This is a genomic window from Flavobacteriales bacterium (assembly GCA_020635855.1).
Lineage (GTDB): Bacteria > Bacteroidota > Bacteroidia > JACJYZ01 > JACJYZ01 > JACJYZ01.
Genome location: JACJYZ010000004.1, coordinates 571,339 through 598,177, shown reverse-complemented (window position 1 = coordinate 598,177; position 26,839 = coordinate 571,339). Strand labels below are relative to the sequence as shown.

At 51.5% G+C, this 26,839-nt stretch carries 24 protein-coding genes; 11 read left to right on the top strand and 13 right to left on the bottom strand.

What is annotated here, in order from left to right; all coding sequences use genetic code 11:
- Positions 1 to 108: 108 nt before the first annotated feature.
- On the bottom strand, positions 109 to 1,617 hold the full coding sequence (lysS, locus tag H6585_14595; GenBank protein ID MCB9449559.1) for a lysine--tRNA ligase: 1,509 nt from the start codon (positions 1,615 to 1,617) through the stop codon (positions 109 to 111).
- 143 nt (positions 1,618 to 1,760) lie between these two features.
- Here lysS and H6585_14590 point away from each other — a divergent pair, with 143 nt between their 5' ends.
- The 9 genes from H6585_14590 (at position 1,761) to H6585_14550 (ending at position 11,450) form a co-directional block, all read left to right on the top strand.
- Entirely contained in the window at positions 1,761 to 2,744 is a 984-nt protein-coding gene (locus H6585_14590) for a bifunctional phosphoglucose/phosphomannose isomerase (protein MCB9449558.1), read from the top strand.
- Between the two features lie 32 nt (positions 2,745 to 2,776).
- Positions 2,777 to 3,544: a lipoyl(octanoyl) transferase LipB gene (gene lipB, locus H6585_14585; GenBank protein ID MCB9449557.1), complete on the top strand. Its 768-nt coding sequence runs from the start codon at positions 2,777 to 2,779 to the stop codon at positions 3,542 to 3,544.
- Positions 3,541 to 4,710: a serine hydrolase gene (locus H6585_14580; GenBank protein ID MCB9449556.1), complete on the top strand. Its 1,170-nt coding sequence runs from the start codon at positions 3,541 to 3,543 to the stop codon at positions 4,708 to 4,710. The genes lipB and H6585_14580 overlap by 4 nt, the downstream gene beginning before the upstream one ends.
- 64 nt (positions 4,711 to 4,774) lie before the next feature.
- Positions 4,775 to 5,176, top strand: a complete 402-nt coding sequence (locus H6585_14575; protein ID MCB9449555.1) for a DUF4909 domain-containing protein — start codon at positions 4,775 to 4,777, stop codon at positions 5,174 to 5,176.
- Between the two features lie 32 nt (positions 5,177 to 5,208).
- Positions 5,209 to 5,937 carry a ribonuclease H-like domain-containing protein gene (locus tag H6585_14570; protein ID MCB9449554.1) on the top strand — a complete coding sequence of 243 codons (729 nt, stop codon included), beginning with the start codon at positions 5,209 to 5,211 and terminating at the stop codon, positions 5,935 to 5,937.
- A 78-nt stretch (positions 5,938 to 6,015) separates the two neighbouring features.
- Positions 6,016 to 7,803, top strand: a complete 1,788-nt coding sequence (locus H6585_14565) for an ABC transporter ATP-binding protein (protein MCB9449553.1) — start codon at positions 6,016 to 6,018, stop codon at positions 7,801 to 7,803.
- Between the two features lie 85 nt (positions 7,804 to 7,888).
- On the top strand, positions 7,889 to 8,752 hold the full coding sequence (locus H6585_14560) for a decaprenyl-phosphate phosphoribosyltransferase (GenBank protein MCB9449552.1): 864 nt from the start codon (positions 7,889 to 7,891) through the stop codon (positions 8,750 to 8,752).
- Entirely contained in the window at positions 8,752 to 10,860 is a 2,109-nt protein-coding gene (locus H6585_14555) for an SDR family oxidoreductase (protein MCB9449551.1), read from the top strand. The genes H6585_14560 and H6585_14555 overlap by 1 nt, the downstream gene beginning before the upstream one ends.
- Before the next feature lie 2 nt (positions 10,861 to 10,862).
- Positions 10,863 to 11,450 (top strand): HAD-IB family hydrolase, encoded by a 588-nt coding sequence (locus H6585_14550; protein ID MCB9449550.1) that lies wholly within the window; start codon positions 10,863 to 10,865, stop codon positions 11,448 to 11,450.
- A gap of 22 nt (positions 11,451 to 11,472) precedes the next feature.
- Here the strand turns inward: H6585_14550 and H6585_14545 are convergent, their stop codons facing one another.
- The 9 genes from H6585_14545 to H6585_14505 form a co-directional block, all read right to left on the bottom strand.
- Complete coding sequence (locus tag H6585_14545) at positions 11,473 to 12,225, bottom strand: glycosyltransferase (protein MCB9449549.1); 753 nt, start codon at positions 12,223 to 12,225, stop codon at positions 11,473 to 11,475.
- A 119-nt stretch (positions 12,226 to 12,344) separates the two neighbouring features.
- The gene (locus H6585_14540; protein ID MCB9449548.1) at positions 12,345 to 14,345 is read right to left on the bottom strand and encodes a glycosyltransferase family 39 protein; all 2,001 of its coding nucleotides are present in this window, start codon (positions 14,343 to 14,345) and stop codon (positions 12,345 to 12,347) included.
- A gap of 33 nt (positions 14,346 to 14,378) precedes the next feature.
- A complete protein-coding gene (locus tag H6585_14535; protein MCB9449547.1) occupies positions 14,379 to 15,326 on the bottom strand; it encodes a hypothetical protein in 948 nt (315 codons plus the stop codon).
- Positions 15,280 to 16,371, bottom strand: a complete 1,092-nt coding sequence (locus H6585_14530; protein ID MCB9449546.1) for a hypothetical protein — start codon at positions 16,369 to 16,371, stop codon at positions 15,280 to 15,282. Before H6585_14530 ends, H6585_14535 begins: the two co-directional genes overlap by 47 nt.
- 6 nt (positions 16,372 to 16,377) lie before the next feature.
- Positions 16,378 to 18,351, bottom strand: a complete 1,974-nt coding sequence (locus tag H6585_14525; GenBank protein MCB9449545.1) for an acetoacetate--CoA ligase — start codon at positions 18,349 to 18,351, stop codon at positions 16,378 to 16,380.
- Between the two features lie 8 nt (positions 18,352 to 18,359).
- Complete coding sequence (locus tag H6585_14520; protein ID MCB9449544.1) at positions 18,360 to 20,786, bottom strand: transglycosylase domain-containing protein; 2,427 nt, start codon at positions 20,784 to 20,786, stop codon at positions 18,360 to 18,362.
- Between the two features lie 6 nt (positions 20,787 to 20,792).
- Entirely contained in the window at positions 20,793 to 21,266 is a 474-nt protein-coding gene (locus tag H6585_14515) for a gliding motility lipoprotein GldH (protein MCB9449543.1), read from the bottom strand.
- The gene (locus H6585_14510) at positions 21,263 to 22,444 is read right to left on the bottom strand and encodes a hypothetical protein (protein ID MCB9449542.1); all 1,182 of its coding nucleotides are present in this window, start codon (positions 22,442 to 22,444) and stop codon (positions 21,263 to 21,265) included. The genes H6585_14515 and H6585_14510 overlap by 4 nt, the downstream gene beginning before the upstream one ends.
- Positions 22,445 to 22,525: 81 nt before the next feature.
- The gene (locus H6585_14505) at positions 22,526 to 23,698 is read right to left on the bottom strand and encodes a hypothetical protein (GenBank protein MCB9449541.1); all 1,173 of its coding nucleotides are present in this window, start codon (positions 23,696 to 23,698) and stop codon (positions 22,526 to 22,528) included.
- A 98-nt stretch (positions 23,699 to 23,796) separates the two neighbouring features.
- Between H6585_14505 and H6585_14500 the strand changes: the two genes are divergently transcribed.
- A complete protein-coding gene (locus H6585_14500) occupies positions 23,797 to 24,996 on the top strand; it encodes a phosphoglycerate kinase (GenBank protein MCB9449540.1) in 1,200 nt (399 codons plus the stop codon).
- Here H6585_14500 and H6585_14495 read toward each other — a convergent pair.
- The gene (locus H6585_14495; GenBank protein MCB9449539.1) at positions 24,958 to 25,512 is read right to left on the bottom strand and encodes a CvpA family protein; all 555 of its coding nucleotides are present in this window, start codon (positions 25,510 to 25,512) and stop codon (positions 24,958 to 24,960) included. The two genes, H6585_14500 and H6585_14495, sit on opposite strands and share 39 nt — an antisense overlap.
- Positions 25,513 to 25,663: 151 nt before the next feature.
- Between H6585_14495 and H6585_14490 the strand changes: the two genes are divergently transcribed.
- Positions 25,664 to 26,020, top strand: coding sequence for a hypothetical protein (locus H6585_14490; protein ID MCB9449538.1), 357 nt, complete (start codon positions 25,664 to 25,666; stop codon positions 26,018 to 26,020).
- Here H6585_14490 and H6585_14485 read toward each other — a convergent pair.
- Both H6585_14485 and H6585_14480 read right to left on the bottom strand, forming a co-directional pair.
- Positions 26,007 to 26,366, bottom strand: coding sequence for a hypothetical protein (locus H6585_14485; GenBank protein MCB9449537.1), 360 nt, complete (start codon positions 26,364 to 26,366; stop codon positions 26,007 to 26,009). The genes H6585_14490 and H6585_14485 overlap by 14 nt on opposite strands.
- Before the next feature lie 37 nt (positions 26,367 to 26,403).
- A complete protein-coding gene (locus tag H6585_14480) occupies positions 26,404 to 26,751 on the bottom strand; it encodes a hypothetical protein (GenBank protein ID MCB9449536.1) in 348 nt (115 codons plus the stop codon).
- Between the last annotated feature and the right edge of the window lie 88 nt (positions 26,752 to 26,839).

The following is a 26,839-nucleotide window of genomic DNA, read 5'->3' as shown; positions in this document are numbered from 1 at the left end:
GTTTTCGAAAAGGACAAAAGAATCAGGCATCAATGCCGGCACAAAGATATAAATCCTGTGAATTGACCGCCGGCTTGTAAACGTTAGCTGAAGGTTGTTTGCTTCCGGTTATTCAGGTCGCATCTGCGGGAAGAACAACACATCCTGGATGGACGGTGAATTGGTCATGATCATCGCCAGGCGGTCGATTCCGATCCCGATACCCGCTGTGGGAGGCATGCCGTATTCAATGGCGCGCAGGAAATCTTCATCCAATACCATGGCTTCATCATCGCCGCGTTTGCCCAGCTCGAGTTGTTCTTCAAACCGGCGTCGCTGATCAATCGGGTCGTTCAGCTCCGAGAAGGCGTTGGCGATCTCCTTCCCGTTGCAGATGGCTTCGAAACGTTCCACCAGTCCTTCCTTGCTCCGGTGCTTTTTGGCAAGGGGCGACATTTCCACGGGGTAGTCGGTAATGAAGGTGGGTTGAATCAGGTTGGGTTCGCATTTCTCACCGAAGATCTCGTCGATGATCTTGCCTTTTCCCATTGACTTGTCTACATGGATACCCAGTTTGGATGCGGTCTCCCGCAAGGCTGCCTCATCCATTTCCGAGATGTCGATGCCGGTGAAGTGCTCGATGGCTCCGAACATGGTGAAGCGCTTCCAGGGGCGCTGGAAATTGATCACATGTTCACCCACCTGTACTTCCGTGGTGCCGTGCAGGTCCATCGCCACTTTCTCGATCACGGTTTCGCAGAGGTTCATCATCCATTCGTAGTCCTTGTAGGCGACGTACAATTCCACCTGGGTGAATTCCGGGTTGTGAAAGCGGCTCATGCCTTCGTTCCGGAAATCCTTGGAGAACTCGAACACGCCATCATATCCGCCCACGATCAGCCGTTTCAGGTACAGCTCGTTGGCGATGCGGAGGTAGAGGGTCATATCCAGCGCATTATGATGTGTTTTGAAGGGACGGGCAGCAGCGCCTCCGTAGATGGGTTGCAACACCGGTGTTTCCACTTCGAGGTAGCCTTTCTCAGTGAGGAAATTCCGCATCGAGTTCACCATTTTGGTGCGCTTGATAAATGTATCTTTCACCGTGTGATTCACGATGAGGTCTATATAGCGCATCCGGTAACGTTGGTCGGGATCGGTGAATGCGTCGTGCACATGACCTTCGTGATCGGTTTTCACGATCGGGAGCGGTCTCAGCGATTTGCACAGCAGTTTCAGTCCGGTCACATGAATGGAAATGGTGCCGGTGTTGGTGGTGAACACATAACCCGTGACACCGATGATGTCTCCGATGTCGAGGTGTTTTTTGAACACGGTATTGTAGAGGGTCTTGTCCTCATCCGGGCAGATATCGTCTCGTTTCACATACACCTGTATGCGACCGGTGGCATCCTGTATCTCGGCAAATGAGGCATTGCCCATGATGCGCCGCGACATGATGCGACCCGCTATGCTGATGTTCTTATAGGATAGCTTGTCGAGTTCGTAATTTTTATGAATGTCCCGGGCAGATGCGTTGACCGGGAAAGTGTCGGCAGGGTATGCGTCAATACCCAATTCATTCAGCGCCTGAAGCGACGCTCGTCTAATCATCTCCTGTTCACTCAGTTCTTTGGCCATTTTCTTTTAATTTTGCGTAGCACCCCCCTGAAGGGAATGAAAGAGTGTTCCAAGACTTCAGGGTGAGAATCTACAAATGTAAAACATCATTAGACAAATCAGACAATCGGGTAAGTAAGATCCGCAAGCCCTTGAAAACAGCCATGGAATCACTGATCAAGAATTTCCCCAACCAGTTACGCGAAGCGTGGCAAATAGGGAATGCTGCCACCCTGCAGCCTGCAAAGTCCCCATTCAGGAATGTGCTCATTACCGGACTTGGAGGTTCGGGTATAGGCGGCACCATCATTGCGGAAATCACCCAATCACAGGTGTCTGTTCCGGTGACGGTGAACAAAGATTACTTCGTGCCCAAATTCGTAGGACCCGATACGCTGGTGATCGCAAGTTCTTACTCCGGCAATACCGAAGAAACATTGCAGGCGGTTCAGCAGGCATCCGATCAGGGTGCACACATCGTATGCATCACTTCCGGCGGGACACTCCAGGCTTTCGCAAAGGAAAAGGGATATGATGCCATCGTCATACCGGGGGGCAACCCTCCGCGTTCGTGCCTGGGCTATTCACTCACCCAGCTTTTCATCATCTTCGCCAAACACAAGCTCATCCCCGAAAGTTTCCTGACCGACCTGCAATCGGTACCCGATTTTCTCGACCAACACCTGCCTGCCATTCAGGCCGAGGCAAAAGACCTGACGGAATTCCTGTATGGCAAGATCCCCGTGATCTATGCTGCTGCCGGTTCGGAGGGTGTAGCGGTACGGTTTCGCCAGCAGGTGAACGAAAACGCCAAGATGCTTTGCTGGCACCATGTACTACCTGAAATGAACCACAACGAACTGGTGGGTTGGGCCGGAGGAAATGAACAGATGGCTGTGGTGGTGTTCCGTAACAAGACCGACTATAAGCGCACACAACGAAGGATGGAAGTGGGGAAAGAAATCATCACCCGCATGACACCACATTACAGGGAGGTGTTTTCCGTAGGTGAGACACCCCTCACCCGGGCCTTTCATCTGATTCACCTGGGCGACTGGGTATCGTTGTACCTCGGACAGAAAAAAGGTGTGGATGTGACGGAGGTGAAAGTGATTGATCACCTTAAATCGGCCCTGGCCGCACTGTAACATTTCCGGGTGTATCCGGGTATCGGTTGAATATGGAAGCGGCAACAACACAAAAGACGTACTTCGTTAACCTTGGCAAAATGGAATACCAGCCGGCCTGGGACCTCCAGGAGGCGATCTTTTCCCGCATGGTTCAATGGAAACAAGACAACCGCAGGGAAGGTGTTGATCCCGGCCCGATCCCTGATCATCACCTGCTGTTTTGTGAGCATCCCCACGTGTATACCCTGGGCAAAAGCGGCTCGGAATCCAACCTGCTGATCAACCGGGAGCAGCTGGCCGCACACGAAGCCAGTTATGTAAAAATCAACCGCGGAGGAGACATCACCTACCATGGCCCCGGACAGATTGTGGGTTACCCGATTCTCGATCTTGAACGTTTCTTCACCGACATCCACCGCTACATGCGATCCCTGGAGGAAGGCGTGATCAGAACCCTTTCCGATTATGGGATTGAAGCCGGAAGACTGGAAGGCCTGACCGGTGTGTGGCTTGATCCTGATGACCCGCTCAAGGCGCGTAAGATATGTGCATTGGGTGTGAAATCGAGTCGATGGGTCACCATGCACGGCTTTGCCTTCAATGTTAATCCAGACCTGAGTTACTTCAACCACATTGTTCCCTGCGGCATTACCGACAAGGCGGTAACAAGTATGGAAAAGGAACTGGGAACCGCTCCGCCTTTGGCCGAAGTGGAAAACAAACTCAAGGATCACCTGGCGGATGTCTTCGGTATGCAGCTCGTTGAGCAAAGTGCCGAAACACTCATGACCACCTATTCAACACCGGAAGCGGGATGAAAAAAAAGATCCTGTACGTATTGACAGGCCTGATCCTGCTGCTGAACCTGGGCATCGTGATCAGCGGCAGATGGTACCTCTACCCAGCCCTGTACCATAATTTCGCAGACATTGACGATTACAAGATTTTCCCGAACCGGCCCATTGAAGCAGGTACGCCACAACCCTGGCCTGTATCAGCACGGGCAGCACACGAACACTTGACGCCCGAAGAACAGTCTTATGTGGAAAGCCTGGATCCGGTTGCGTTTCTGGTGATCCATCATGATTCCATCCTGTTCGAACAATACTGGGATGATTACAGTCCTGAAAGCATGTCATCCTCTTTTTCGATGGCCAAGACCTTTACCAGCGTGCTCATAGGAATCGCCATCGGTGAAGGAAAGATCAAAAGTGTGGATCAGCCGGTGGCCGATTTCATTCCTTCGTTCAGGGAAGCCGGAAAAGAAGGGATCACCCTGAGGAACCTGCTTACCATGTCATCGGGTCTGAACTGGGACGAAAGTTATGCCAACCCCTTGTCGGTAACCACGGAGGCATACTACGGCAGTGACCTGGAAAAGCTGGTGGATCAAATGCAACGCATCGAAGAACCCGGAAAGCGGTTCGAATACCTGAGCGGCAACACCCTGGTGCTTGCCGAGGTTTTAAAGAAAGCCACGGGAAAAACCCTCAGCGAATACATGTCGGAAAAATTGTGGAAACCGATGGGTGCCGCCAGGGCCGCCTCGTGGAGCCTGGACCATCCGGATGGAATGGAAAAAGCGTATTGCTGCATCAACAGCAACATCAGGGATTTTGCAAGGCTGGGCAAGTTGTTTAAGAACGGTGGCAATTGGAACGGTGTACAGCTGGTTCCGGCCGATTATGTAAGTGAGTCCATCGTACCTGCCCGCCTGACCGATGAAGGGCAACCACTGACGCGGTACGGTCTATCGTGGTGGTTGCTGACATATCAGGGTCATTCGGTTTTCTATGCAAGGGGCATTCTGGGACAGTATGTATTTGTGGTTCCTGATCTGGACCTGGTTGTGGCCCGTCTGGGGCATCATCGCAGCATGGACTACACCGATGGTCATCCGCAGGATGTTTTCCACTATCTTGATATCGGCATACGCATGTCCCTGCAGTACCGGAGACTGCAGGGTGGGATACCGGGTTTGTAAGGGCTGTGTATCTTTGCCGGATGAAAAATACCGGGTGACGCTTTCATCACCCTGACAATTGCCAATGAAAAAAGACATTGAATTTCCCGTTGTAGAAGACATAGCAGTGGTGGTAGCCCGAGAAGAGGATGTGCAGGATGCACCCTGGAACGTGTACCTTCTCAACCTGAAAAGCAAAGAGGTCACAGGGGTGCTCATTACCTCCAAAGGCTATGGCCAACATGAAGGTCGCAACGTAAAGACCTCCACCCTCCGCCATTTTTTTGAAAAGATAGGATCCAAAAGCTATGTGAAGGTGGAGCATTTCCCCGATCACCTGTTCTCCATCAGCAATGAATTCTGGGTCAGTTTTTATGAAGACGGGTTGCTGCATGACAAAAAGTATATTTTTGTTACCGGTAGCGTTTCGGATGAAAACCTGATCCATATTCCCCTGCTGAACAGAAAAGGGGTGATGATCAAATGATGATGTTTCGGACCCCACATTAACTCCCGGTTATGCTCGATCACATCCACCTCAGCAACGTTTTGTTCCTCGACATTGAAACCGTGCCGGCCTGGTACAACTATGGTGACATGCCGGAGGCTTTCAGGGAATTGTGGGACAAGAAAGCAACGTCCCTGATCCGGGATGCCGATCTCACACCGGAAGACGTGTATGAGCGCGCCGGTATTTATGCGGAGTTCGGGAAGATCATTTGCATATCCGTGGGTTATGTGAAAGATGAAGACGGAGATGCATCCATACGGATCAAGTCATTCTCCGGCGAAGATGAGAAGGTTATGTTGGCGGAGTTTGCCAGGATGCTTGACCAGCACTACGGGAAAAGTCAGCATGTGCTATGCGCACACAACGGCAAGGAATTCGATTTTCCATACATGGCCCGAAGGATGCTTGTGAACGGCTTGCGGCTTCCGAAAATCTTAGACATCGCCGGCAAGAAACCCTGGGAGGTTAATTTCCTGGATACCATGGAGCTTTGGAAGTTCGGGGATTTCAAGAATTACACGTCCCTCAATATGCTTACCACCCTGTTCGGTATCCCCACACCAAAGGATGACATTACCGGTGCGGATGTGGCGCGTGTATTCTGGGAAGATCACGACCTGGCACGGATCGTTACCTATTGTCAGAAGGATGTGGTGGCCATCATCCAGTTGATGCGTCGCTTCAAAGGACAAGCCCTGATCGATCCCGCAAGGGTTCAGTTCACAGACGGGGAATGAACTTTCATGTGAATCGTATCGTATACGATTTCTTTGAATACAGCTAATGAAAACCATTCGATGGCGTTGACCGAGGAAATGCAAGGAAATGAATTGTTGGAGATCAGGAACCTGGTAACGGAGTTCCGCACCGAAGAGGAGTTTGTAAAAGCGGTCAACGATATCTCTTTCACCCTGAACAAGGGAGAAACAGTAGGCATCGTGGGAGAATCAGGGTCGGGAAAATCGGTGACCGCATTGTCGGTCATGCGGTTGATCGCCAGTCCACCCGGCATCATCCGAAGTGGTCAGATTCTTTTCAACAGTCCCCGTCTGGGGAAGGTGAACCTGCTGGATCTGACGGAAAAGCAAATTAGGAATTTGAGGGGCAATGACATCGGGATGATCTTCCAGGAGCCGATGACTTCCCTGAATCCTGTCTTCAAATGTGGCGACCAGGTCATGGAAGCCATCGTCCTGCATCAGAAACTATCCCGCAAGGCAGCCAGGGAAAAAACCATCGCTTTGTTCGAGGAGGTACAGCTTCCGCGACCAAATGTGATTTTCGATACCTATCCGCACCAGATATCCGGTGGCCAGAAACAAAGGGTGATGATTGCGATGGCGATGTCCTGCAATCCGTCCCTGTTGATTGCGGATGAACCCACCACAGCGCTTGATGTGACGGTGCAGAAGACCATCCTGGAGTTGATGAAGAAGCTGCAGGTACAACACCGGATGGGCATCATGTTCATTACGCATGACCTGGGTGTGATTGCAGAACTGGCAGACCAGGTGGTGGTGATGTACAAGGGAAAGATTGTCGAACAGGGCAAGGTCTGGGACATCTTCTCCAATCCGCAGCACCCGTATACAAAAGGTTTGCTGGCATGTCGTCCGCCGTTGGATAAGCGCTTGCACTGGCTGCCCACGGTCAGCGATTTCATGAAAGTGGATGAAGACGGCAGCATCACCCAAAGCCGCATCACCGTGGAAGAAGTGTTGAAGAAGTTCGAAGTGACCGAAGGTGTGCGCAAAGAACGCCATCAGATGCTGTACAACCAGAAACCCCTGCTGCAAGTCAGAGACCTCAAGACCTATTTCCCTGAGCGGAGCGGACTGTTTTCCCGATCGAAAGAATATGTGAAGGCTGTGGACGGGGTTTCATTCGAAGTATTCCCCGGGGAAACGCTGGGCCTGGTTGGAGAATCGGGCTGTGGAAAAACCACGTTGGGCCGAACGGTCCTGCGTTTGATAGAACCCACCGGCGGCGAGATTGTTTTTGATGGCAAGCCCATACATGGCATGCCTCCTGCCGAATTGCGCTCGATGCGCAAACACATGCAGATCATTTTCCAGGATCCATATTCGTCCCTGAATCCGCGCATCACCATCGGAGATGCCATTTTGGAGCCCATGCGTGTACACAGGATCGGCGCCAGCGATGAAGAGCGAAAAGAGAAAGTGATGGAGCTGCTGAAACGGGTGAACATGCAGGAGTCGCATTACTATCGCTACCCGCACGAATTTTCGGGCGGCCAGAGACAACGCATTTGTATCGCCAGGGCACTCGGGCTGAGTCCGCGTTTCATTATCTGTGATGAAAGTGTTTCGGCGCTTGACGTTTCGGTACAGGCGCAGGTACTGAATCTCCTGATTGAACTGCGGGAAACATACGACTTCACCTATATTTTCATATCCCATGACTTGTCGGTTGTGAAATTCATGTCAGACCGCATGGTGGTGATGAACAAAGGCAAAATTGAGGAAACCGGCATGGCCGATGAAATCTATAACAATCCGCAATCCGCCTACACGCAAAAGCTGATCAGCGCCATTCCGAAGGGCCGCCTGGAAGACATCAAGCAGGCCAACGGCAGGAAGTAAATGCGGAACTTTCCCCTTGCTTTGTATCTTTAGCGCACCTGAACCGACGCCGGGACTGTAAACCTTGCGTCCTAAGCGCATACCCATGCAATGGATGAAATTGCTTCGGTTGCACCAATGGATCAAAAATTTCATTGTGTTACTGCCCCTGTTTTTTGCCGGGGAGATCATGGTTTCGAATAAGCTGGCGCATGTAGTTCTGGCGGTATTGGCGTTTTCTTTGGTGGCATCCGCTGTGTATGTGTTCAACGATTGGCTGGACGTTGAAGAAGACAGGAAACACCCCGTCAAATCCAAACGACCCATTGCTTCCGGACAGATTGGAAAAGGTGTTGCACTGGTTGTTGCAGGTACATGCGCTTTCGCCGGATTGATGCTGGCGGCATGGATTCAATCCACATTCCTGTACATCCTCATGGGTTACCTGGGCCTGAACATATGCTATACGCTGGGACTTAAAAACATCCCGGTGCTGGATGTGTCCCTGGTGGGCCTTAGTTTCGTGGCGCGCATTTTTGCCGGTGGTGCGGCCGGTGATGTAATGATCTCCAAGTGGATTGTATTGTTGTCATTTCTTCTTGCCCTGTTTCTTGCCCTGGCAAAGCGCAGGGATGATCTTCTGCTATTTCAAAGCGGAGGAGACGTGACCCGGAAGGTGATCAGCGGTTATAACCTGTCGTTCATTTCTTCAGCCATCACCCTTATGGGAGCGGTGGTGGTTGTTGCGTATATCATGTACACGGTCTCACCGGACGTATTGCAGCGCACCCACGAAGATTACTTGTATCTGACATCCGGATTCGTGATCATCGGCATTCTGAAATACTTACAGTTGACGCTGGTGGAGAACAAGAGCGGGGATCCGGTCAAACTCCTGCTCCGGAATGCTTTCATGCAACTGGTAGTTGCGGGTTGGCTGATCGCGTCGGGCATAATCCTGTACATGTGATGAAGTCGGTCACCAATTGGGGAAATCATCCTGTGGTGCGCGTCGACTGGCTGGAAACAGACCGGTTGGATGCCATGCAGCGTTTCCTTGTTGCGGACCATACGCCTGCAATTGCCCGCGGACTCGGCCGTTGTTACGGTGATTCATCGCTTTCTCCCCGCATCTTTTCATCCCTGGCCATGCACCGGGTGCTGGCGTTTGACAAGGATACCGGACAGATCACCTGTGAGGCAGGGGTGAGTTTCGATCAATTGCTTCGTATCATTGTTCCCGAGGGCTGGTTCTTGCCTGTGACACCCGGCACCAAATTCATTACCGTCGGAGGAGCTGTGGCTTCCGACATCCACGGCAAAAACCACCACATCGAAGGATCGTTTTCACAACACATACATGCCCTGGATCTGATGGGGCCTGATGGGCGGATACACACCTGCGGCCCTGAAAAACAAACCGAACTTTTCCGGATGACCTGTGGAGGCATGGGACTCACCGGGGTCATCATGTGTGTGACGTTTCAGCTGAAGAAAATTTCCAGCGCCTACATCGCACAACGCAACCTGGTGGCGCGTAACCTGGAAGAGGTGATGGCGCTCTTTGAAACCCACAAAGAGGCTACCTATTCAGTGGCCTGGATTGACGGACTTGCAAAAGGAAAGGCCCTGGGCAGAAGCATCCTGATGTTGGGTGAACATACCGATGCGGCGTCTTGCCCGCCTCCGCCACTGCAATTGAAGCCCTCCCGTAAACTTACGGTTCCTTTCCACTTTCCGGGCTTCGTGCTGAACCGGTTCAGCATGCAGGCATTCAACGCGGTTTACTACCGTCAACCCAAAAGAAGATCCACCTTCACCACCGGATATGAATCGTTTTTTTACCCGCTGGATGGCATCCTTCATTGGAACCGCATCTACGGGAAAAGAGGCTTTACCCAATACCAGCTGGTGCTTCCGATGGCTTCAAGCGAGGAGGGCATCACAGAAATTTTCAGGCTTCTGCAGAAGGAAGGATTCGGATCTTTTCTCAGCGTATTGAAACTGTTCGGCAAAGGAGGATCAGGCATCCTGTCATTCCCGATGGAAGGTTATACACTCACCCTGGATTTTCCCTTATCCGACAGGCTGTATCCGTTTCTCAACAAGTTGGATGATTTGGTGCTACGCCATGGGGGCCGTCTTTATCTCACAAAAGATGTACGCATGTCTGCCGTCACATTTTTCACATCATACCCCGGTGCGGCATCGTTTAAGACATTCTTGAAACAATGGGACCCCGAAGGTAGATTTGCATCGCTGCAATCGAATCGAATCGGTCTTACCACATCATTTTCTCCATCCTCCGAAGCATCTGCACATACATCCGGTTCATCCATGACAAACAAAAAATCAGTTTTGATTCTCGGCGCTTCAGAAGGCCTCGGCAAAGCCCTGGCGCTGCGATATGCCCGTGCAGGTTGGAATGTTCGAATGGCTTCCCGCCGTATCGAACAGCTTGAAAATGCGGCAAAAAATATTGAAACAGAAACATCGGTCCGACCTTCTGTTCAGGTGCTGGATGTAACCGACATTGGTGCGCATGAAGCGTTCGTGAACACCCTGAACCCACTTCCGGATGCCGTTATTTGCAGCGCGGGTTACCTGGGAAACCAGGATCTGGGTATGCGGGATGAGGAGGAATGCGACCGGATTTTGCAAACGAATTTTACCGGCCCTGTCTCTTTACTGAACAAATTGGCTGCGGCATTTGCCAAACGTGGAAGCGGTGCCATCATTGGCGTGAGTTCGGTGGCAGGGGAGCGTGGCCGGCAAAGTAACTATTTGTACGGAAGCGCCAAGGCGGGATTCACCGCCTATCTCTCCGGGTTGCGCAACCGCCTGCAACCGGACGGGGTGCATGTACTCACCGTCATACCGGGGTTCATGCGAACACCCATGACGGAGGGATTGCCATTGCCCGGGCCGCTGACGGCCTCGGCGGATAGGGCGGCCGATGATATTTACCGGGCGCATCAAAAGGGCAGGAATGTGCTGTATACCCTGTGGATGTGGCGTTGGATCATGTGGATCATTCGCACCATTCCGGAAAACGTGTTTAAAAAACTGAAACTCTGAACATGGCCCATCTTGTTCTATTCGACCTGGACGGAACGCTCACGCGGAACGACACTTTCATGGCCATGATACGCCACAGCCACGGGCATGGTCAATGGTTACTGGGACTTGCGGTTTGCAGTCCCTGGATTGTGGCATTCAAAATGGGGATCATTCCGAATTGGCGGGCCAAGGAGGTCGTGTTGCGCTATTTCTATGGCGGTTGGCAAGAACAGGATTTCATCAACAAGGCCCGGGCGTTTGCCTCAGACATGGATGATCTGCTGAGGGAAGAAGCGAAGGAAACCCTATCGGCGTATGCATCCGAAGGTCATACGCAAGTGATCGTAACGGCCTCATGCGAAGCATGGGTCAAACCGTGGGCTGAGCGAAAAGGGTTTCATACAATCGGTTCGAGGTTGGAAGTGAAGGAGGGAAAAATCACTGGGAAACTGGTTCCTGCCAACTGCTACGGACCGGAAAAGGCGAGGCGTGTGTCGGAAGCATTTGATTTGAATGCCTTTGACAAGATCATCGCATATGGCGACAGCCGGGGCGACCGGGAGATGCTGGCGTTGGCCGATGAGCCGCACTACCGCCCGTGGCAATGAAACAAGGCCATGGCAGGATGCCTCAAGGGTGCTGGGTGTACCGTTTTCCCAGCGTACGGATGACCTTGAGCATCTGCCATCCGTCGGAGAACACATTCACTTTGGATCCTTTTTCCGGTTGCCAGTGAACGGCCAGGGGCGCCACGGGAACGTTCATGTTTCTCAGCCGCAGCAACACTTCCACATCATGGGCAAACCCGTAATCGGAGAGGTTGGTGAAAATCTCTTTCGCGATGGCTGAGGGATAAAGTTTGAATCCGCATTGGGTGTCGTCCAGGTGGAGACCGGTCCATCGCTGAACCAACCGGTTGAATACCACGCTCACCGGGCGCCTGAGCGCGCTGGAAGTGGCCAGTCCTTCCCGGATGCCCATTTCCCGGGAACCGATAAACACACGGTCCTGATCCATGTGAAGCCAACCTCTTTCCTGCCAGAAATCCAATTCCCGCGGCCCTGCCGACAGGTCGGCATCCAGGGTCAGACACCATGCGGTTTTACACGCAAGAATGCCTTGAAAGAGCGCCCATCCTTTGCCACCGGCTTTGTCGTAGGAAACCATGTTGAAGGTGGATTCGGGTACGCAGTTACGGAGTTTCTCACACAGCGCTTCCAGGCGGGTCCGGGTGTCATCCGCACTGCCGTCATTCACGAAGATCATGTGCGGGCGTGATTCCGATGTCCGGAAGTAGGTCATCAGTCCATCGGTTGTGCTGTCCAGGCGACGAGCCTCGTTGTGAAAAGGGATGATCAGGGTGATATCGGACAGGTGTGACATGGCGAAGCTACACGTATGATTCGATGCGCGCAGCGGATCGGTGTGGCAGGATATAGGAGATGATGTGGACGGCTTGATTCAAATTTTTAACGGGGGTATTAACATGACGCAACCACCAATTAATGTTGTTGCTTACTGAAAATCACTTCCATGTCATCAATATACAAAGGTTCCCCGATTTGGTTCCAGGTATACACCTTGAGCAAGGTATTCTTTGCCAACCCTGGTGGAACGCGGAAAACAAAAGACACGGGTGTCCACTGGCCTGTTACTTGCGTTTCCTTGCGAAGCTCCCTTTGATCCAGATTGAACAGGTGGGTTTCTTTGTTGTCGAGCGTCAGGGTCACCCATCCATTTGAGCGTTCGTTTTCAAGATAGGCCCACAACCGTACGGTGACGATGGTGGTATCCGAGTCAAAGCTAAGGGGATTGAATGTTCTGTAACAGATACCGAAAGGATGCAGGGAATCGGTTCTGGACGCATAGGAACCTGAGTGTACCTGCTCTGTGCTTCGGGTGTTCAGGTTCTCCCAATTATCAACCACTACGTCGCTTTCCAGGTCATGTTCCACGATGATGTCATGGGGCGGTCTTTTGTGTTCTTTTTTGAACAGGTGTGCCGTAACGCCTTCCGCGCTGAAGGTATCCACCAGTTCGTACTGATCTGCAAGGGTGTGGTAAACCGTATTATCCGGATCTGAAAGCGGGGAGTGTCCGCTTTGTACGATCACCACACTGGACGGCATCCCGATCGATTTCAGGAAATCCAGGTTCAGTGTGTTCACCAAAGACACATGTGCATCGGACAAGTGTTGCATCGTGTTTTCATAATCGGCAAATGCAGGCGGGTCATAGTAGTAGGTGAAGGGCAGGTATTCATACCACGGCGACAGGAGCACGTAGGTATCCGGATCTTTATGTGCATGTACATACCCGGCAACACTTTCCCAGTCTTCACCCTTATGGGGTTCCAAATCGAGAATGCTCAATCCGTGCCAGAGGATGACCGTGAAGGCGGCGATTTTGAACCATGCATGAACAGGAATGACAGACAGGCAATACGCCACGAGAATGTAGCAGCCGACGCAGGCATACAACAGGTACCGTGGTGTGAACATGGGCATGTAAAGGGAGACTGCATAACCGAATACGACCGTTCCGATGGCCCAAAGGTGCAGGGAAAGCAACACATAACCGTTGGGTACTTCTTTGCCCCTGATCTTCAGGAAAACCAGCGATGCAAGCCCCACAAGGAACACCACAATCAGCGCTTTGAGGAACCAGGTATCCCCGAAAAAATAGGTATACACATAGCGAATATCGGCCAGGGAATTGGGTCTCGCCCACTCGCGGATCTGGGAACTGTTTTTAAGTGCGAATGGCACCCACGGAAGGAACAGCACCACGGCGCCAACCTGGCTCACCATGTATCGCCACACCACTTTGCGGTCCTTCCATATGAAGAGAACGATGCCCGCCAGCTGAGCGAGGAAAATGTGAAAGGTGGCATAGTGTGTATAAATGAGCAAAGCATTGGTGATGGCCAGTCCGGCAACCGCCCGCTGGGATTTGCCCCGCAGGATATCCAGATAAAACCAGAATGAGATTACGGCAAGGAGCGTCACAAGGGCGAAACACCGCGCTTCATGCGCATACAGAATCTGAACATTGGAAAATGTGAAAAGCAACGATGCGATCACCGCAGTTTGAATGTTCAGAAAACGCCGGCAGAACATAAACAGGACTGGCGCGGTTGCCACATTGAAAAGAACCGATAGGGAGCGGGCGGCTGCGGGGGAGTTACCGAATACTTTCATCCAGATGCCGAGGCAAAGACTGTAAAGCGGAGGGTTAGGGTCTTTCCCGCTCATCGCGATGATACCTCCCAGGCTGGTCTGGCAATGAAAAATGCTGAAGGCCTCATCCAGCCAGATACTGGCATCCGCGGTATTGTAAAGTTTAACCGCCAGATTCATAATAATCAGTGCAAGGCAGACATACCAGGGGTTTTGTTGCAGGTAGCTGAAAAATCTTTCGGGCCATGACTTCAATCTGCTCCCCGAGGAAAATAACAGGTGTTGACTGCTATGAGAATTTGATTCGTCGGAAGGGGCTTGCATACTGTGGGATTTTTCTGAATAAAACGAAGAGTTCTACCTGCCGGCGATGGGGTATAGCAGATGTATGGGTTGGGATGCAACAATGTCAACCGATTGTATATCCGGTTTCAGTTCCACGTGAAACGTCTGTGTTACCTGTGATGCGAAGCGTTCCGGCTGTTTTGCAACGGCTGTCATATGCAACGTATCACTTTCTCCGGTAGCATGGTGTACGTAAATGGATAATGGAACGGCATCTGCCTTTTTCTCCACGCCGAAAAACAGGGATCGGGTATTCGTTCCGTTCAGGTCAAGGGAGAAGGTGGTTCCGTTCAGGTTCCACACATCGCTTCCGGGTTGGGCATCCACGCGGATGCGTTCCGTTGACAGGGCTTCATGGTGTGTGGGTGCGTCTGAACCGGGGTCAACGCGCTCGAACAGCGTGAACGGTTCATTGTTATACAAAGTGATGCCATAATATACCTGCCGGATGGTGTATGGAAACCTGTTCATGGTTTCGGCCACGTTCCAGTAAAAATGATGTACGCCGTATTTGGGATGAACATGCGCAAGTGCGGTATCCAGGTTGATCCGGTAGGATGTGGCCAGTTTTGAATTCAGTCCCGACATATCCAATACATAGGCGGAGGTTTTTCGCACCGGAAGGCCGTGTGCTGCGAAAACGGTATCCTGCGGGGAAGTGATCTTTGCCAGGTCATCACCGACCTGGGCGCGTTCCACCTCAAAGTTGTTCAGATACGTTTGCATATAATACCATCCGCCATACACATCCATCCATGAGTGAAGCAACACGCCCACGGTGAATATGGCGGTAATCAAATTTGCGCTCATGGGTTGCTGCAGCCATCGCAACACAAAATAAAAGCTGACCATGGTCTGGATTTGAAGCAACACATCCGGAACCACATAATACCAAGCCATTTGCTCTCCCGGATTATAGTAATAAAAGAGGATCAGCACAAAGGCCCGGAGCAAGTTCATTCCAACCCTGCCAACCCTTTTGTCTGCGTAAGTTTATCCAGATATGCAGCGGAACAACCATTCCGAATATGCAGAACATCGTATACCTGATGCCACCGTCCGTATAGTGTTTCAGAAAAGGAAACCAGTGGTCGCTGGGATGGCTGTGGAAATAGATCTTTGCATAGGCCGACTGAGGCAACGGGCTTCCGAAAAGCCACGTGGCGAACACAATCCAGCAAATAACCGGGATGACGCCGAAGATCAGAACATCCTTCACCGTTTTGCTTTCCAGACCGGCCTCCCGCACTTCGTTCCGGTGGCGCAGCAAGTGTAACCCTCCCAATACAAGCACAATCGGCACCGCATCCAGTTTGGAGATTACGCTGACGGCCATCATCAACCACATGAGGCGGGCATTTCCCCGGAGGAAAAACCAGAAAGCCGCCAAGATGAGGGCGAAATGAACGGGGCTTTCCATCCCGGAGGTCGCTACTTCCAGGTAAGTCTTGGAGGTGGAGATGGCAGTCACCCATATGACAAAGGACCAGCCGGGTTGCCGAATCAGTTTGCGAAGGATCAACAGCAGAAGGTATCCATCCGCTACCAGGCCGGTGAACCCCAACCCATGCAACACCAGTTCGGGTTTAACGCCAAGCCAGGCCAGGAAGCCTCCCAACAGGCCGTATATGAAACTGGAGGTTCCGAAAACCGCACCATCGGAAAGGTTGTAACAGTAAAAACAACCTTTGGCAAAATTATCCAGGTAGCGGAGAATAAATCCCGCATCGTCGTAAAAGATGCCGGAATACTCGTGGAATACCACATAGGCAAAAAGAAGAGACAAGGTCAGATCGGTCGTCACCCGTATCCATTTCCGACCTGCATCAACTACTTGCGGATAAACAAAAAACCCGAATGAAAAAGCCACCACCGCATACACAAAAAATTCACCCAACAGATTCAATGGCCCGGAGAAAGAACGCAGCCACCAACCCAGGATAAGCATGCTTGTTGCCAGCAAGAGCGTTTTGGGATGTGTCCGTATCTCCGATATGTTTGGCATATTGCTTCAGGCGGTTACCATACGAATGAACGGTTCAAGCGCTTTGGGATTTCTCATGGCATCTTTGCTCACGGCTTTTTCAGGGTCCATCCCCATCAGGATCTTTTTGACCGGGGCCTCCATCTTCTTGCCGCTGATGGTGTATGGGATTTCGGAAACGGCAATGATCTCATCCGGCACATGGCGCGGAGAGTATTGGCTTTTCAGCGTCTGATTGATCTTTTGTTTCAGACCGTCGGTCAGTTGTTGGCCCTCCGCCGGTACTACGAACAGCGGCATATAATAGGCGCCGCCTTCGCGTTCAATGCACACCACCATGCTGTCGGCCACTTCCGGAATGCTGTCGACCGCGCTGTACACTTCGCTGGTTCCGATGCGCACCCCGCCGCGATTGAGCGTTGCATCCGATCTTCCGTAGATCACAAGCGTACCCCGGGGGGTGATCTTCACCCAGTCGCCGTGTCGCCAAAGTCCGGGATACATGTCAAAATAGCTCTCCCTGTAACGTTCATTGCCGGGGTCATTCCAGAAGCAGATGGGCATGGAAGGCATGGGTTCGGTGATGACCATTTCGCCGACTTCGTCCACCAGGGGTTGGCCGTTGTCATCGAAGGCCTCCACTTTGCAGCCCAGCATCCGGCATTGGATCTCTCCCTTGTATACGGGCAGCATCGGAGCGCCGCCAACAAATCCGCTACAGATGTCGGTGCCACCGCTCAGGGAGATCAGCCACATGTCTTTTTTCACAGAATGGTATAGCCATTCGAATGCTTCGGGAGGTAACGGCGATCCGGTGGATCCCACGGAACGAAGGTCCGGGAATGCTCCTTCCGGAAAGTGTACATCCTTCTTCATACATGCGATGTAGTAGGCTGCGCCGCCACCGAAATGATTGATACGCGCTTCCTTTGCAAACTCCCACAAGGCATTGATATCGGGAAATGCGGCTGCTCCGTCGTAGAGTACCACGGTGGCGCCGTGCAGCAAAGCGGAGTTCGCATAGTTCCACATCATCCACCCGGTGGTGGAATACCAGAAGAAACGATCGCCCTTCCGGCAGTCCTGATGCAGGCCCATGGCTTTCAGGTGTTCCAGAAGGATACCGCCCTGGCTATGGGTGATGGCTTTCGGTTTGCCTGTGGTACCGGATGAATAGAGTACCCAGATCGGATGATCGAAAGGCACGGGTGTGAAGGTAAGCTTGTTGCTTTGTGTGGCTTCCACATCCTTCCACAAAGCAACGGGGGCTGATGTATGCGGCGGCGGCGCATCATTCAGATAGGGCAGCCAGACCACCGTTTCCAATGTGGGTAGTTGCGCGGCCAGTTCTTCCACCGCCTTTGTTTTATCAAACGGTTTCCCGTTGTATGAGTAGCCGTCAGCCGCGATCAGGATGCGCGGTTCGATTTGCTGGAATCTGTCCACCACGCTTGCGGTACCGAAGTCGGGAGAACAGCTGGACCAAACGCCGCCCAAAGAGTTCACGGCCAGGAATGCGATGATGGCTTCCGGTATGTTGGGGAGGAAAGCGGCTACGCGGTCACCTTTTTGAATGCCTTTTGATTTCAGCCAGGCGGCCACGGAGGATACTTTGGATTGCAGCTCATCCCATGTGATGGCGGTGAGGGGATGCCGCTCGGATTTGAAGAGGATGGCTGGTTGTCCGTTTTGCGCGTTGCGGAATACATGTTCAGCATAGTTCAGGGTAGCGCCTGTGAACCATTGGCTCCCCAGCAGTGTTTCTGCGGGTTGATCCAGTACCTGTTGGCAGGGAGTGTGGGATTGGACGTCAAAGTACTTCCAGAGGGCTTCCCAAAAGTCGGCGACATGATCCACCGACCACTGCCAGAGGTCCTGGTAGGTGTTGCATGATACATTTTGTTTCTCGGATAACCACACCCTGAAAGATTCCATCCGTGAAGCACGGATCCATTCAGGTGAGGGAGACCAGAGCAATTGGGGGCTTGAGGGGTCGGTCATCATTCAAATCAATCAAAGCCATCCAGCGGATCACTGGATTGTTGTTTGTTTTGGTTGTAGGATTTGCAGTTCAGGTTCACCGAAATCGGTTGGTCCGGTTGTTCGAAATCTCCCTGTGAAATGTCAATTGTGGAGTCGGCGTAGATTTTGTTCATGTAGTAACCCCAGATGGGAAGTGCTGTATTGGCGCCTTGTCCGAGGTACAGGCTGGAGAACCGAACGCTGCGGTCTTCACATCCGACCCACACCCCTGTGACCAGGTCAGGGGTGATGCCCAGGAACCACCCGTCAGATTGGTTCTGCGTGGTACCTGTTTTGGCCCCGAACGGGGTATGGATGTTGGCGTACGGATGGGATGAACCCCGAAGGCGCATGGCGGTTCCCGAGTACTTGCCTTTGGAGTTGCAACAGGCTCCGTTGGCAACCGCTTTCAGCATTTGCAGCATGATGTAGGCGGTTTCTTCGCTCATGGGCTCTTCACTTTTCTGGTGGAAATTGTAAATGGTATTTCCGAATTTGTCTTCGATGCGCGTGAGGAAAACCGGTTCCAGCCAGATGCCCTTGTTGGCGAATGTAGCCGTGGCACCGGTGAGTTCATATACGCTCAGATCGGCCACACCCAGGCACAGGGAGGGAACGGGATCCAGGTGACTGGTGATGCCCATTTTACGGGCCAGGTTCACAACCGCTTGCGGGCCGTATTGTTTCATGATCCAAGCGGTGACGGTATTGATGGAGTTGGCGAGCCCGTATTTCAGTGAAAGCATGCCGCCGTATTCGCCGTCGGCATTTTGCGGCGACCAGTTTTCCGGTAGGTTGAAGCGTTCTTTTTCGAAGATCACGGGGTAGTTGGCCACTTCATGACAAGGTTCCAGTCCCTGCTGTATGGCCAATGCATACACGATGGGTTTGAAGGTGGATCCTACCTGACGTTTCCCCTGGTACACATGGTCGTATGCAAAGTGTTTGTAGTCGATTCCGCCCACCCATGCCTTGATGAACCCGGTATGCGGATCCACTGACATCATGCCGGCCTGAAGAAAGCTTTTGTAGTACCGGATGGAATCCATCGGGGTCATGACGGTATCGATTTCTCCTTTCCAGGAAAACACCCTCATGGGTGTGGGCGTGTTGAAAATAATGGGGATGGAATCTACCGGTGTTGCATTGCGAACGAAGCCGCAGTCATCGGCCTGGCACCGGAAAACGGTTTTCCCGTCTACGGTTTCCTTTTTCATGTTTCGTCCGCGTCGTCCGCAGTTGGCACACTGTTTACCCGTTAGGATCATGTACCTGTCGGAACGTTTCATGGAGCCGTTCATGATCTGGTCAACCTGGGCCTTGGTGATCCGGGAGTCAAAGGGATAATTCTTTCGTTTTTTCAGGTTCTTAAAAAAATCATCCTGAAGTTCCTTGCTGAGGTGTTGGGTTACGGACCATTCCGCATATTCCTGCAACTTGGAATCGAGGGTGGTGTAGATGCGAAGGCCGTCTTTATAGAGATCATATGGGTTGCCTTCGGTATCCACATACAGGTATTTTCCGGTGTTGGGGTCTTTCTGGTTGAGAATTTCGCTAACGTATGCGCGCAGTACTTCCCGGAAATACGGGGCCAGTCCTTCCTTATGGTCCACCACTTTGTAATCGAGCCCGAGGGGGAGCACCCTGATGGAATCGTAGACTTCACGTGTGATGAATTTGTTTTTCAGCATCTGGCTCAGCACCACTTCCCTGCGTTTCATGGTAATATCAGGTCTTTTAAGCGGGTTGTAGAGGGCTGGGTTCTGGGCCATTCCAACCAGCATGGCAGATTGCACCAGGCTAAGGGAATCCGGTTCACGGTTGAAATACACCTGTGCGGCAGATTGGATACCGACTGCGTTGTTGATGAAGTCGAACGTGTTGAAATACCAGGCAATGATTTCGTCTTTCGTGTATTGTCTTTCCAGGCGTGTTGCGATCACCCATTCCTTCAGTTTGCGCAGGATCAGTTCGGGCAGACTGAGTTTCTCACGGGGAAACAGGTTTTTGGCGAGTTGTTGTGAGATGGTGCTGGCACCGCCTTTGGACCCCATGTAGGTTACCGCGCGGATGATGCCGCGGACATCCACACCGGAGTGGTCATTGAACCTTTCGTCTTCAGTGGCTATCAGCGCTTGCTTGAGGTAAGGAGAAAGGTGATCGTACGAAACGTTGATGCGATTTTCCTTGAAGTATTTCCCGAGTAGTTTGTGGTCACCGGAGAAGATCTGGCTGGCTTGGTTGCTTTTCGGGTTTTCCAGTTCTTCAAAGGAGGGCAGTTCACCGAACATGCCTTCGGAAATACCCACCATCAGCAGGGCAAAGCCACCGAGGGGAAGGATCACCACCAACCAGAGAGCGATCACCCACCGGGTCCAACTGCGTTTTTGTGATTTCTTTGTTTTCTTCGCCATACCGCCTTACTCGTTTTCGAATTTCGCTACACGGATTCCCACATCCATGATCAACGGGAGTTTTTCCACGCGCATTGCTTGTTGCAGGGATATGCGATAGGTTCCTGCCTGCGGGAAACGAACGGCATGCTTCCACATCACTTGGTGGTCCCAAATATCGCCGAGGCCACTGCCCATTGATTCTCCCGATTGATCTTTCAGCATAATTTCCACGGTGTCGGTGAGTGCCTTTTGGTTGGGAAACGTTGTGGTCACGAACAGGAAGAGGTTACTGAACGGGTAGCCTGTGGCTTCACGGATGTTGATAAACACGTTGTAAGGTTGGACGGTATCAGGTATATCGATGTTGAATGTTTTGATGTCATTCTGGTCCCATGCATCGCCTTCGATGGTCTGGTTCTGTTCGTACAGCCTGTTAGGGTCGCATGAAGTCATACAGGCGATGGCGGAGCATGCGATCAACCAATGTGTCAGCTTCATGTTTTTTTCTGGTTTTTGTTTCGGGATCTTGACCGGCCGCGTCCTTGCCGGTGGCGATCTCCCCCACCCTTCTTCCCTTTCTTCCTTTTCTTTTTGTTATCGAACCGGGTCAGGCTTTCTTCACCCAGTACATCGGCAAAGGTGGGTTCTTTCGGCAATGTGGCTTCGATGTGTGCCTTGTCGAGCAGTGCTTCCGGTTTCTTCTGCTCCTTGTTCATGGCGATGATTTCCTTCACCCGTGCCAATGGCACGCAATAGAATTGGTTGGGTTCATCCCGGTAGCTGAACCACATGAGCCTTCTGAAGATATCTGTTTTCTGATGAAAGGCGATGCCTCTTTCGGTTTCCAGGTTGACGTCTGTTCTTGGGAACTCTTTGACGGCTTCCATATATGCGTCCAGTTCAAAGTTCAGGCAGCATTTCAATTTGCCGCACTGACCCGCAAGTTTCTGTGGGTTGATGGCCAGCTGTTGGTACCTGGCGGCTCCTGTGGAAACGGTTTGGAAATCGGTCAGCCATGTGGAGCAGCACAATTCGCGCCCGCATGAACCGATGCCACCCAGGCGTCCTGCTTCCTGACGGATACCGATCTGTTTCATCTCAACGCGCACCCGGAATTCGGCAGCCAGTTTCTTAATGAGTTCACGAAAATCCACCCGGTCGTCGGCTGAATAATAGAAGATGGCCTTGGTACGGTCTCCCTGGTATTCCACGTCATTGATCTTCATGTCCAGGTTGAATTCCTTGCTGAGTTTTCTGGCGTTCAGCATGGCGGTATCCTCAAGTTCAAGACATTTGGCCCACTTGTCAATATCGATTGGTTTGGCGAGCCTGTAGACTTTGCGGATCTGCCCCTCGGCTACTTTTTTCCGTTTCATCTGGATTTTCACCAGGGGGCCTGTGAGGGAAACGATACCGATGTCATGGCCGGATTGGGCTTCCACCGCAACCACATCTCCGCGTTTCAGACCCAGCATGTTTTCATCCCTGAAAAATTCCTTCCGGCTGTTCTTGAACCTGACTTCCACCAGGGGTGGTTCGTTGCTGACCGGAGCGGGAATCCCTCCCAGCCAGTCGTATACATTCAGTTTTGCACAACTTCCGGTGGCGCAATGCCCTTTGTTGCCGCACCCTGCGGGTGTGGTACCCCTTCCGTTGCTACATCCTGCACATCCCATTTCTATTGTATTGATGGTCGAAGTTGCAGAAGGTCATCTGCTGCAACTTGAGAAACCTGATTAAAAACTCCTATATGATCATCAGGGCTTTCGCACATGCCCTGGTTTTACTTCGGCCTTGCCTTTGAGCAATGTGCCGTATTCAAAGGACAAATCTAAGAAAAGGATCCTCGGGTTGGCATTTCTTTCGATGTCCCTTTGGGCCTTGCTGAAAATGTCGAGCAAGCCCTGTGCATTGGCCGGCGAAATGTATGCGTGGAAGCGGTCGGAAAAACTTCTTTCCGCATCTTCAAGTCGAACCAACCTTTCCATCCCCAGGCTCAGGAACAAATTTTCCCTGATCAGGTGGATAGCATATTGAATGAAATTCTTTTGTCGTTCCCGTCCCCAGCCGGATGCATCCTCCACCCAGTCCACCATTTCCGCCACTTGGTTGGCAAAGCAGATGCGCGACCATTGAATAAAGCGATCACTCAGCAGGTTTTCTTCGTCACGATCAGATGCCAGTTCCTGTGCCCTGCTATAGTTTCCGTCGGCCAGGTAAGCGATGCGCAACGCTTCATTGGGATCACAATTGAACCTGTCGATAAGTGCTTGGCTGATCTCCTGGTCCGCCAACCTCGGGATACGAATGGTTAACAGCCGGGAGGCAACTGTTGCAAGAAGATCTTCGTCGTTGTGTTCTACCAGGAGGAAGAGGGATTTGCCGGGCGGTTCTTCCAATACCTTCAACATCTTGTTGGCAGCTTCCGCATTCATTTTTCCGGGCATCCAGATGATGATGAAATTGAAAGGTGCCTCATAAGCCATCATGCTCACCTTCCGGGTAATTTCTTCGCTTTCTTTGACTGCAATCAGCGTTTGCTTGTTCTCCACATCCATGGCGCGGTTCCAGGCTGCCAGCGACAGGTAAGGGTTGGCAGCGAATTCCTTTCTCCAGGTTTCAATATAGGACGTACTGGTAGGTGTGTCTTTGGTGGCTGCAATGGGATAGATGATGTGCAGGTCCGGGTGGATCTGCTTGGCAAACTTCTGGCAGGAAGGACATGTTCCGCAGGCATCCGTATCGTTGCGGTTAGGACAGGAAATGTAAGTGGCATAGGCCATGGCCATGGCAAGGTTGCCTGATCCTTCCGGTCCGAGGAACAATTGGGCATGACTGATCCGCCCTTCCTGCACCGTTTTGATGAGGGAGGATTTGATGCTTGCCTGTCCGATGATGTCTTTGAAAAGCATGTCTTCAACCGTATCCAAAGATACCAAAATATAGGGCTGTCAGACGGGGATGTTGCATTCCTGTCCTGTCCGCCGGGTTTTTTTCTAATTTTGCGCCGTCAAAAAAACTGAGCCGTATGAAAACCATTGATGATTTTGACTTTGCGAACAAGAAAGCGCTGGTGCGTGTTGATTTCAACGTGCCGTTGGATTTTGAGTGCAGGGTAACGGACGATACCCGTATCCGCATGGCGCTACCTACCATTCGTAAGATCCTGAATGATGGCGGAAGCGTGATCCTGATGTCCCATCTGGGCAGACCCAAGAGCGGACCGGAAGACAAGTTTTCACTGAAGCATCTTTTGCCTGTGCTGAAGGACTCACTAAAGGTTCCTGTTCATTTCGCAGAAGATTGTATCGGGCCCAAAGCCGAGCAGGCTGCTGCAGGGTTGAAGGGTGGTGAGGTATTGCTGCTTGAGAATCTGAGGTTTCACAAAGAAGAAGAAAAAGGTGACGAGGCCTTCTCCGGAAAACTGGCGTCACTCGGAGACGTATATGTGAATGATGCATTCGGTACGGCGCACCGGGCGCATGCTTCCACGGCGGTTATTGCCAGGTTCTTTCCCCAGGCGAAATTTTTCGGATACCTGCTGGCGGATGAGGTCAGCAACATAGAAAAAGTGTTGCGAAACCCGCAAAGGCCGGTAGCTGCCATCATAGGTGGTGCCAAGGTTTCCGGCAAGATGGAGGTGATCACCCGTTTGTTGGAGAAGATCGATACCCTGATCATCGGTGGTGGCATGGCGTTTACTTTCATCAAGGCACAGGGGGGGCATATCGGAAATTCCCTGGTGGAAGATGACCTGTTGGAATTTGCTCGCCAGGTAATGGATGATGCCAAAGCGCGTGGTGTGCAATTTCTGATCCCGGTTGATTGTGTAATGGCCGATACATTTTCCAACAATGCGGAAAGCAGTGTGGTGAAGGCAGGTGAGATAAAGGATGGATGGATGGGATTGGATATAGGTCCTGAAACCTGTGCCCTCTATAAGGATGCGATCCTCGCTGCAAAGACCATTTTGTGGAACGGTCCGATGGGCGTTTTTGAAATGTCTAGTTTTGAAACAGGCACCCGAAAAATAGCTGATGCCATTGTGGAAGCAACCCGCAAGGGCGCTTTTTCGCTGGTAGGTGGCGGAGACTCAGTGGCTGCTGTCAACAAATTCCAAATGACCGACCAGGTGAGTTACGTATCCACCGGTGGAGGTGCTTTGCTGGAATACATTGAAGGGAAGGAATTACCAGGTGTGAAAGCGTTGCTTGAGCCAACCCTTTGATTCGTTCACGTCCCAGTGGATCATGTCACTGATCCGGTTGTCTTCTATTTTGGGGAGGATGATGGGTGCGATGGCCCGCACGGGTTTAAACAACAACGATTGTGACTGCAGATCTTCATCCAGCAGTTTTGTTGCAGAGTTGACGGTTTGAAAACACATCAGCAATAAGCTCAGAATAAATCCCATTTTCATCAGGCCGAACAGGGCACCGGTCAGTTTATTGGCCCACCCGAGGCCGGTCCATTTCACCATTTTTTCAAGCAGGCGGGCGAACAGGTGAACCCCGATCACCACCAGCAGGAAAGTGCAGGAGAAGGCTATCAGGTTCAGCCAATCCGGTTTGATGTCCCACCATTCCGTGAGATAACCTGCAACAAAATCTGAGAGACGGATCGCGGCTACGATACCTAAAAAAAGTGCCATAAATGTGGCTAAGGAGATCAGTAATCCCTTGGTAAAACCACGATATCCTGCCCAAAGAAGGGGTATGATCAACACGAGATCGAGCCAGTTCATGAAATAAAATTAATGGGTACCAGGTTTGTTTGATTCCCGGGATATGTAGATTTTTCAACCATGAACGGTGAAATTCCCTGGAGATCCGAATCACGTAACAAGAACTTCATTCCGGTCACATGCGGATTTTTGGTTCTTTTGCAAAAAAAGAATGAAGATGACAATCGAAGACCAGCAGGCATGGGCAGAGCTTTGCAAGAAGTTGGGTGATCGCTTCAACGACGGTGAACCCTTATCGTTGGAGGGGGTGCTTTTTCTGATCGGTGTCAATGAGCTTGGGGCCGGATACCGGAATTTTTCAAAAACGCAAAAAATGGAACTGGTTCACATAGCGATGTGCAGGTTGATGAGCCTGGAATCATACTACAAAGAGGAAGGAAGAGATGCTGATGGATGGCCGGTGTGGATACAGGTACAGGAATTACCCAGCTTGGACGTAGAGGCGCAGGAACAATGGTTGCGAAACCTGGTGCTGCGTTTTTTTGAGATACCGCTTACTGAATCGTAACTGTAGCCGTATTCACTTTCCGTTGTTCCAGGATGATGTAGTCATTGGGGCCATTCTTTAGGGCTCCCTTGGTGGCTTCAATGAAAAGGATATACTCGGTTCCGGCTTTGAATTTGTGTTCGGAACGTCCATCGGAACCGGTGGTTTGGGTATCGTCAATGATGCAATTGGTTTGTGTGCAGTACAGGCGAACTGTGGCCTCGTTAACCGGCTTGCCTGTTGCATCCTGAACCGTAATTTCGGCTTTGGTGGGTTTTTCACGGTAACATCCGGTCAGCAAACTCACGCTGATCACCACAAATGTCAAAGCAAAGATCCCTGCGAATGTCTTGATCTGTGAAGGCATGAATTGACCCCTGGAATTCGGATGCATAGGAGATTGATTAGGGTGTGATGGTTACTGTGACCGTTGTTGTCTTGCGTTGCTCAAAATTACCATAGTCGTTAGGGCCATTGGTGGATGATCCTTTTTTCGCCTCGATCCAGAGCAAAGCTTCCGTTCCGGGTTTGAATTTGAATGTCGCACTGCCGTTTGATTCGGTCGTTTGCGTAAGATCCACCGTACAATTGGTGACCTTGCAGAACAAACGGACCGATGCACCTTCAACGGGCTTTCCCTGTATGTCCTGAACAACGACTTCTGCAACCGTATTTTTTTCCTTATAGCAGGAAACCAGTGTTAAGACTGGCATACAGGCCACTATGGCCATCATCTTCAACAGGCGGCTCATCTTAAAACATTTACTAATTTTGGGCGATGGCAGGGTGCCACAACATCAACACCCACTTAACCACCAAAGTTAACTTAAGTTGTTAACA

Coding starts and splice junctions, on each gene's coding strand:
- H6585_14525 (MCB9449545.1), bottom strand. CDS start 18,351: ATGACCGACCCCTCAAGCCCCCAATTGCTCTGGTCTCCCTCACCTGAA.
- lysS (MCB9449559.1), bottom strand. CDS start 1,617: ATGGCCAAAGAACTGAGTGAACAGGAGATGATTAGACGAGCGTCGCTT.
- H6585_14510 (MCB9449542.1), bottom strand. CDS start 22,444: ATGGGATGTGCAGGATGTAGCAACGGAAGGGGTACCACACCCGCAGGG.
- H6585_14515 (MCB9449543.1), bottom strand. CDS start 21,266: ATGAAGCTGACACATTGGTTGATCGCATGCTCCGCCATCGCCTGTATG.
- H6585_14520 (MCB9449544.1), bottom strand. CDS start 20,786: ATGGCGAAGAAAACAAAGAAATCACAAAAACGCAGTTGGACCCGGTGG.
- H6585_14480 (MCB9449536.1), bottom strand. CDS start 26,751: ATGAGCCGCCTGTTGAAGATGATGGCCATAGTGGCCTGTATGCCAGTC.
- H6585_14485 (MCB9449537.1), bottom strand. CDS start 26,366: ATGCCTTCACAGATCAAGACATTCGCAGGGATCTTTGCTTTGACATTT.
- H6585_14535 (MCB9449547.1), bottom strand. CDS start 15,326: ATGAACTTGCTCCGGGCCTTTGTGCTGATCCTCTTTTATTACTATAAT.
- H6585_14530 (MCB9449546.1), bottom strand. CDS start 16,371: ATGCCAAACATATCGGAGATACGGACACATCCCAAAACGCTCTTGCTG.
- H6585_14540 (MCB9449548.1), bottom strand. CDS start 14,345: ATGCAAGCCCCTTCCGACGAATCAAATTCTCATAGCAGTCAACACCTG.
- H6585_14580 (MCB9449556.1), top strand. CDS start 3,541: ATGAAAAAAAAGATCCTGTACGTATTGACAGGCCTGATCCTGCTGCTG.
- H6585_14570 (MCB9449554.1), top strand. CDS start 5,209: ATGCTCGATCACATCCACCTCAGCAACGTTTTGTTCCTCGACATTGAA.
- H6585_14500 (MCB9449540.1), top strand. CDS start 23,797: ATGAAAACCATTGATGATTTTGACTTTGCGAACAAGAAAGCGCTGGTG.
- H6585_14560 (MCB9449552.1), top strand. CDS start 7,889: ATGCAATGGATGAAATTGCTTCGGTTGCACCAATGGATCAAAAATTTC.
- H6585_14490 (MCB9449538.1), top strand. CDS start 25,664: ATGAAGATGACAATCGAAGACCAGCAGGCATGGGCAGAGCTTTGCAAG.
- H6585_14545 (MCB9449549.1), bottom strand. CDS start 12,225: ATGTCACACCTGTCCGATATCACCCTGATCATCCCTTTTCACAACGAG.
- H6585_14550 (MCB9449550.1), top strand. CDS start 10,863: ATGGCCCATCTTGTTCTATTCGACCTGGACGGAACGCTCACGCGGAAC.
- H6585_14555 (MCB9449551.1), top strand. CDS start 8,752: ATGAAGTCGGTCACCAATTGGGGAAATCATCCTGTGGTGCGCGTCGAC.
- H6585_14590 (MCB9449558.1), top strand. CDS start 1,761: ATGGAATCACTGATCAAGAATTTCCCCAACCAGTTACGCGAAGCGTGG.
- H6585_14495 (MCB9449539.1), bottom strand. CDS start 25,512: ATGAACTGGCTCGATCTCGTGTTGATCATACCCCTTCTTTGGGCAGGA.
- lipB (MCB9449557.1), top strand. CDS start 2,777: ATGGAAGCGGCAACAACACAAAAGACGTACTTCGTTAACCTTGGCAAA.
- H6585_14565 (MCB9449553.1), top strand. CDS start 6,016: ATGCAAGGAAATGAATTGTTGGAGATCAGGAACCTGGTAACGGAGTTC.
- H6585_14575 (MCB9449555.1), top strand. CDS start 4,775: ATGAAAAAAGACATTGAATTTCCCGTTGTAGAAGACATAGCAGTGGTG.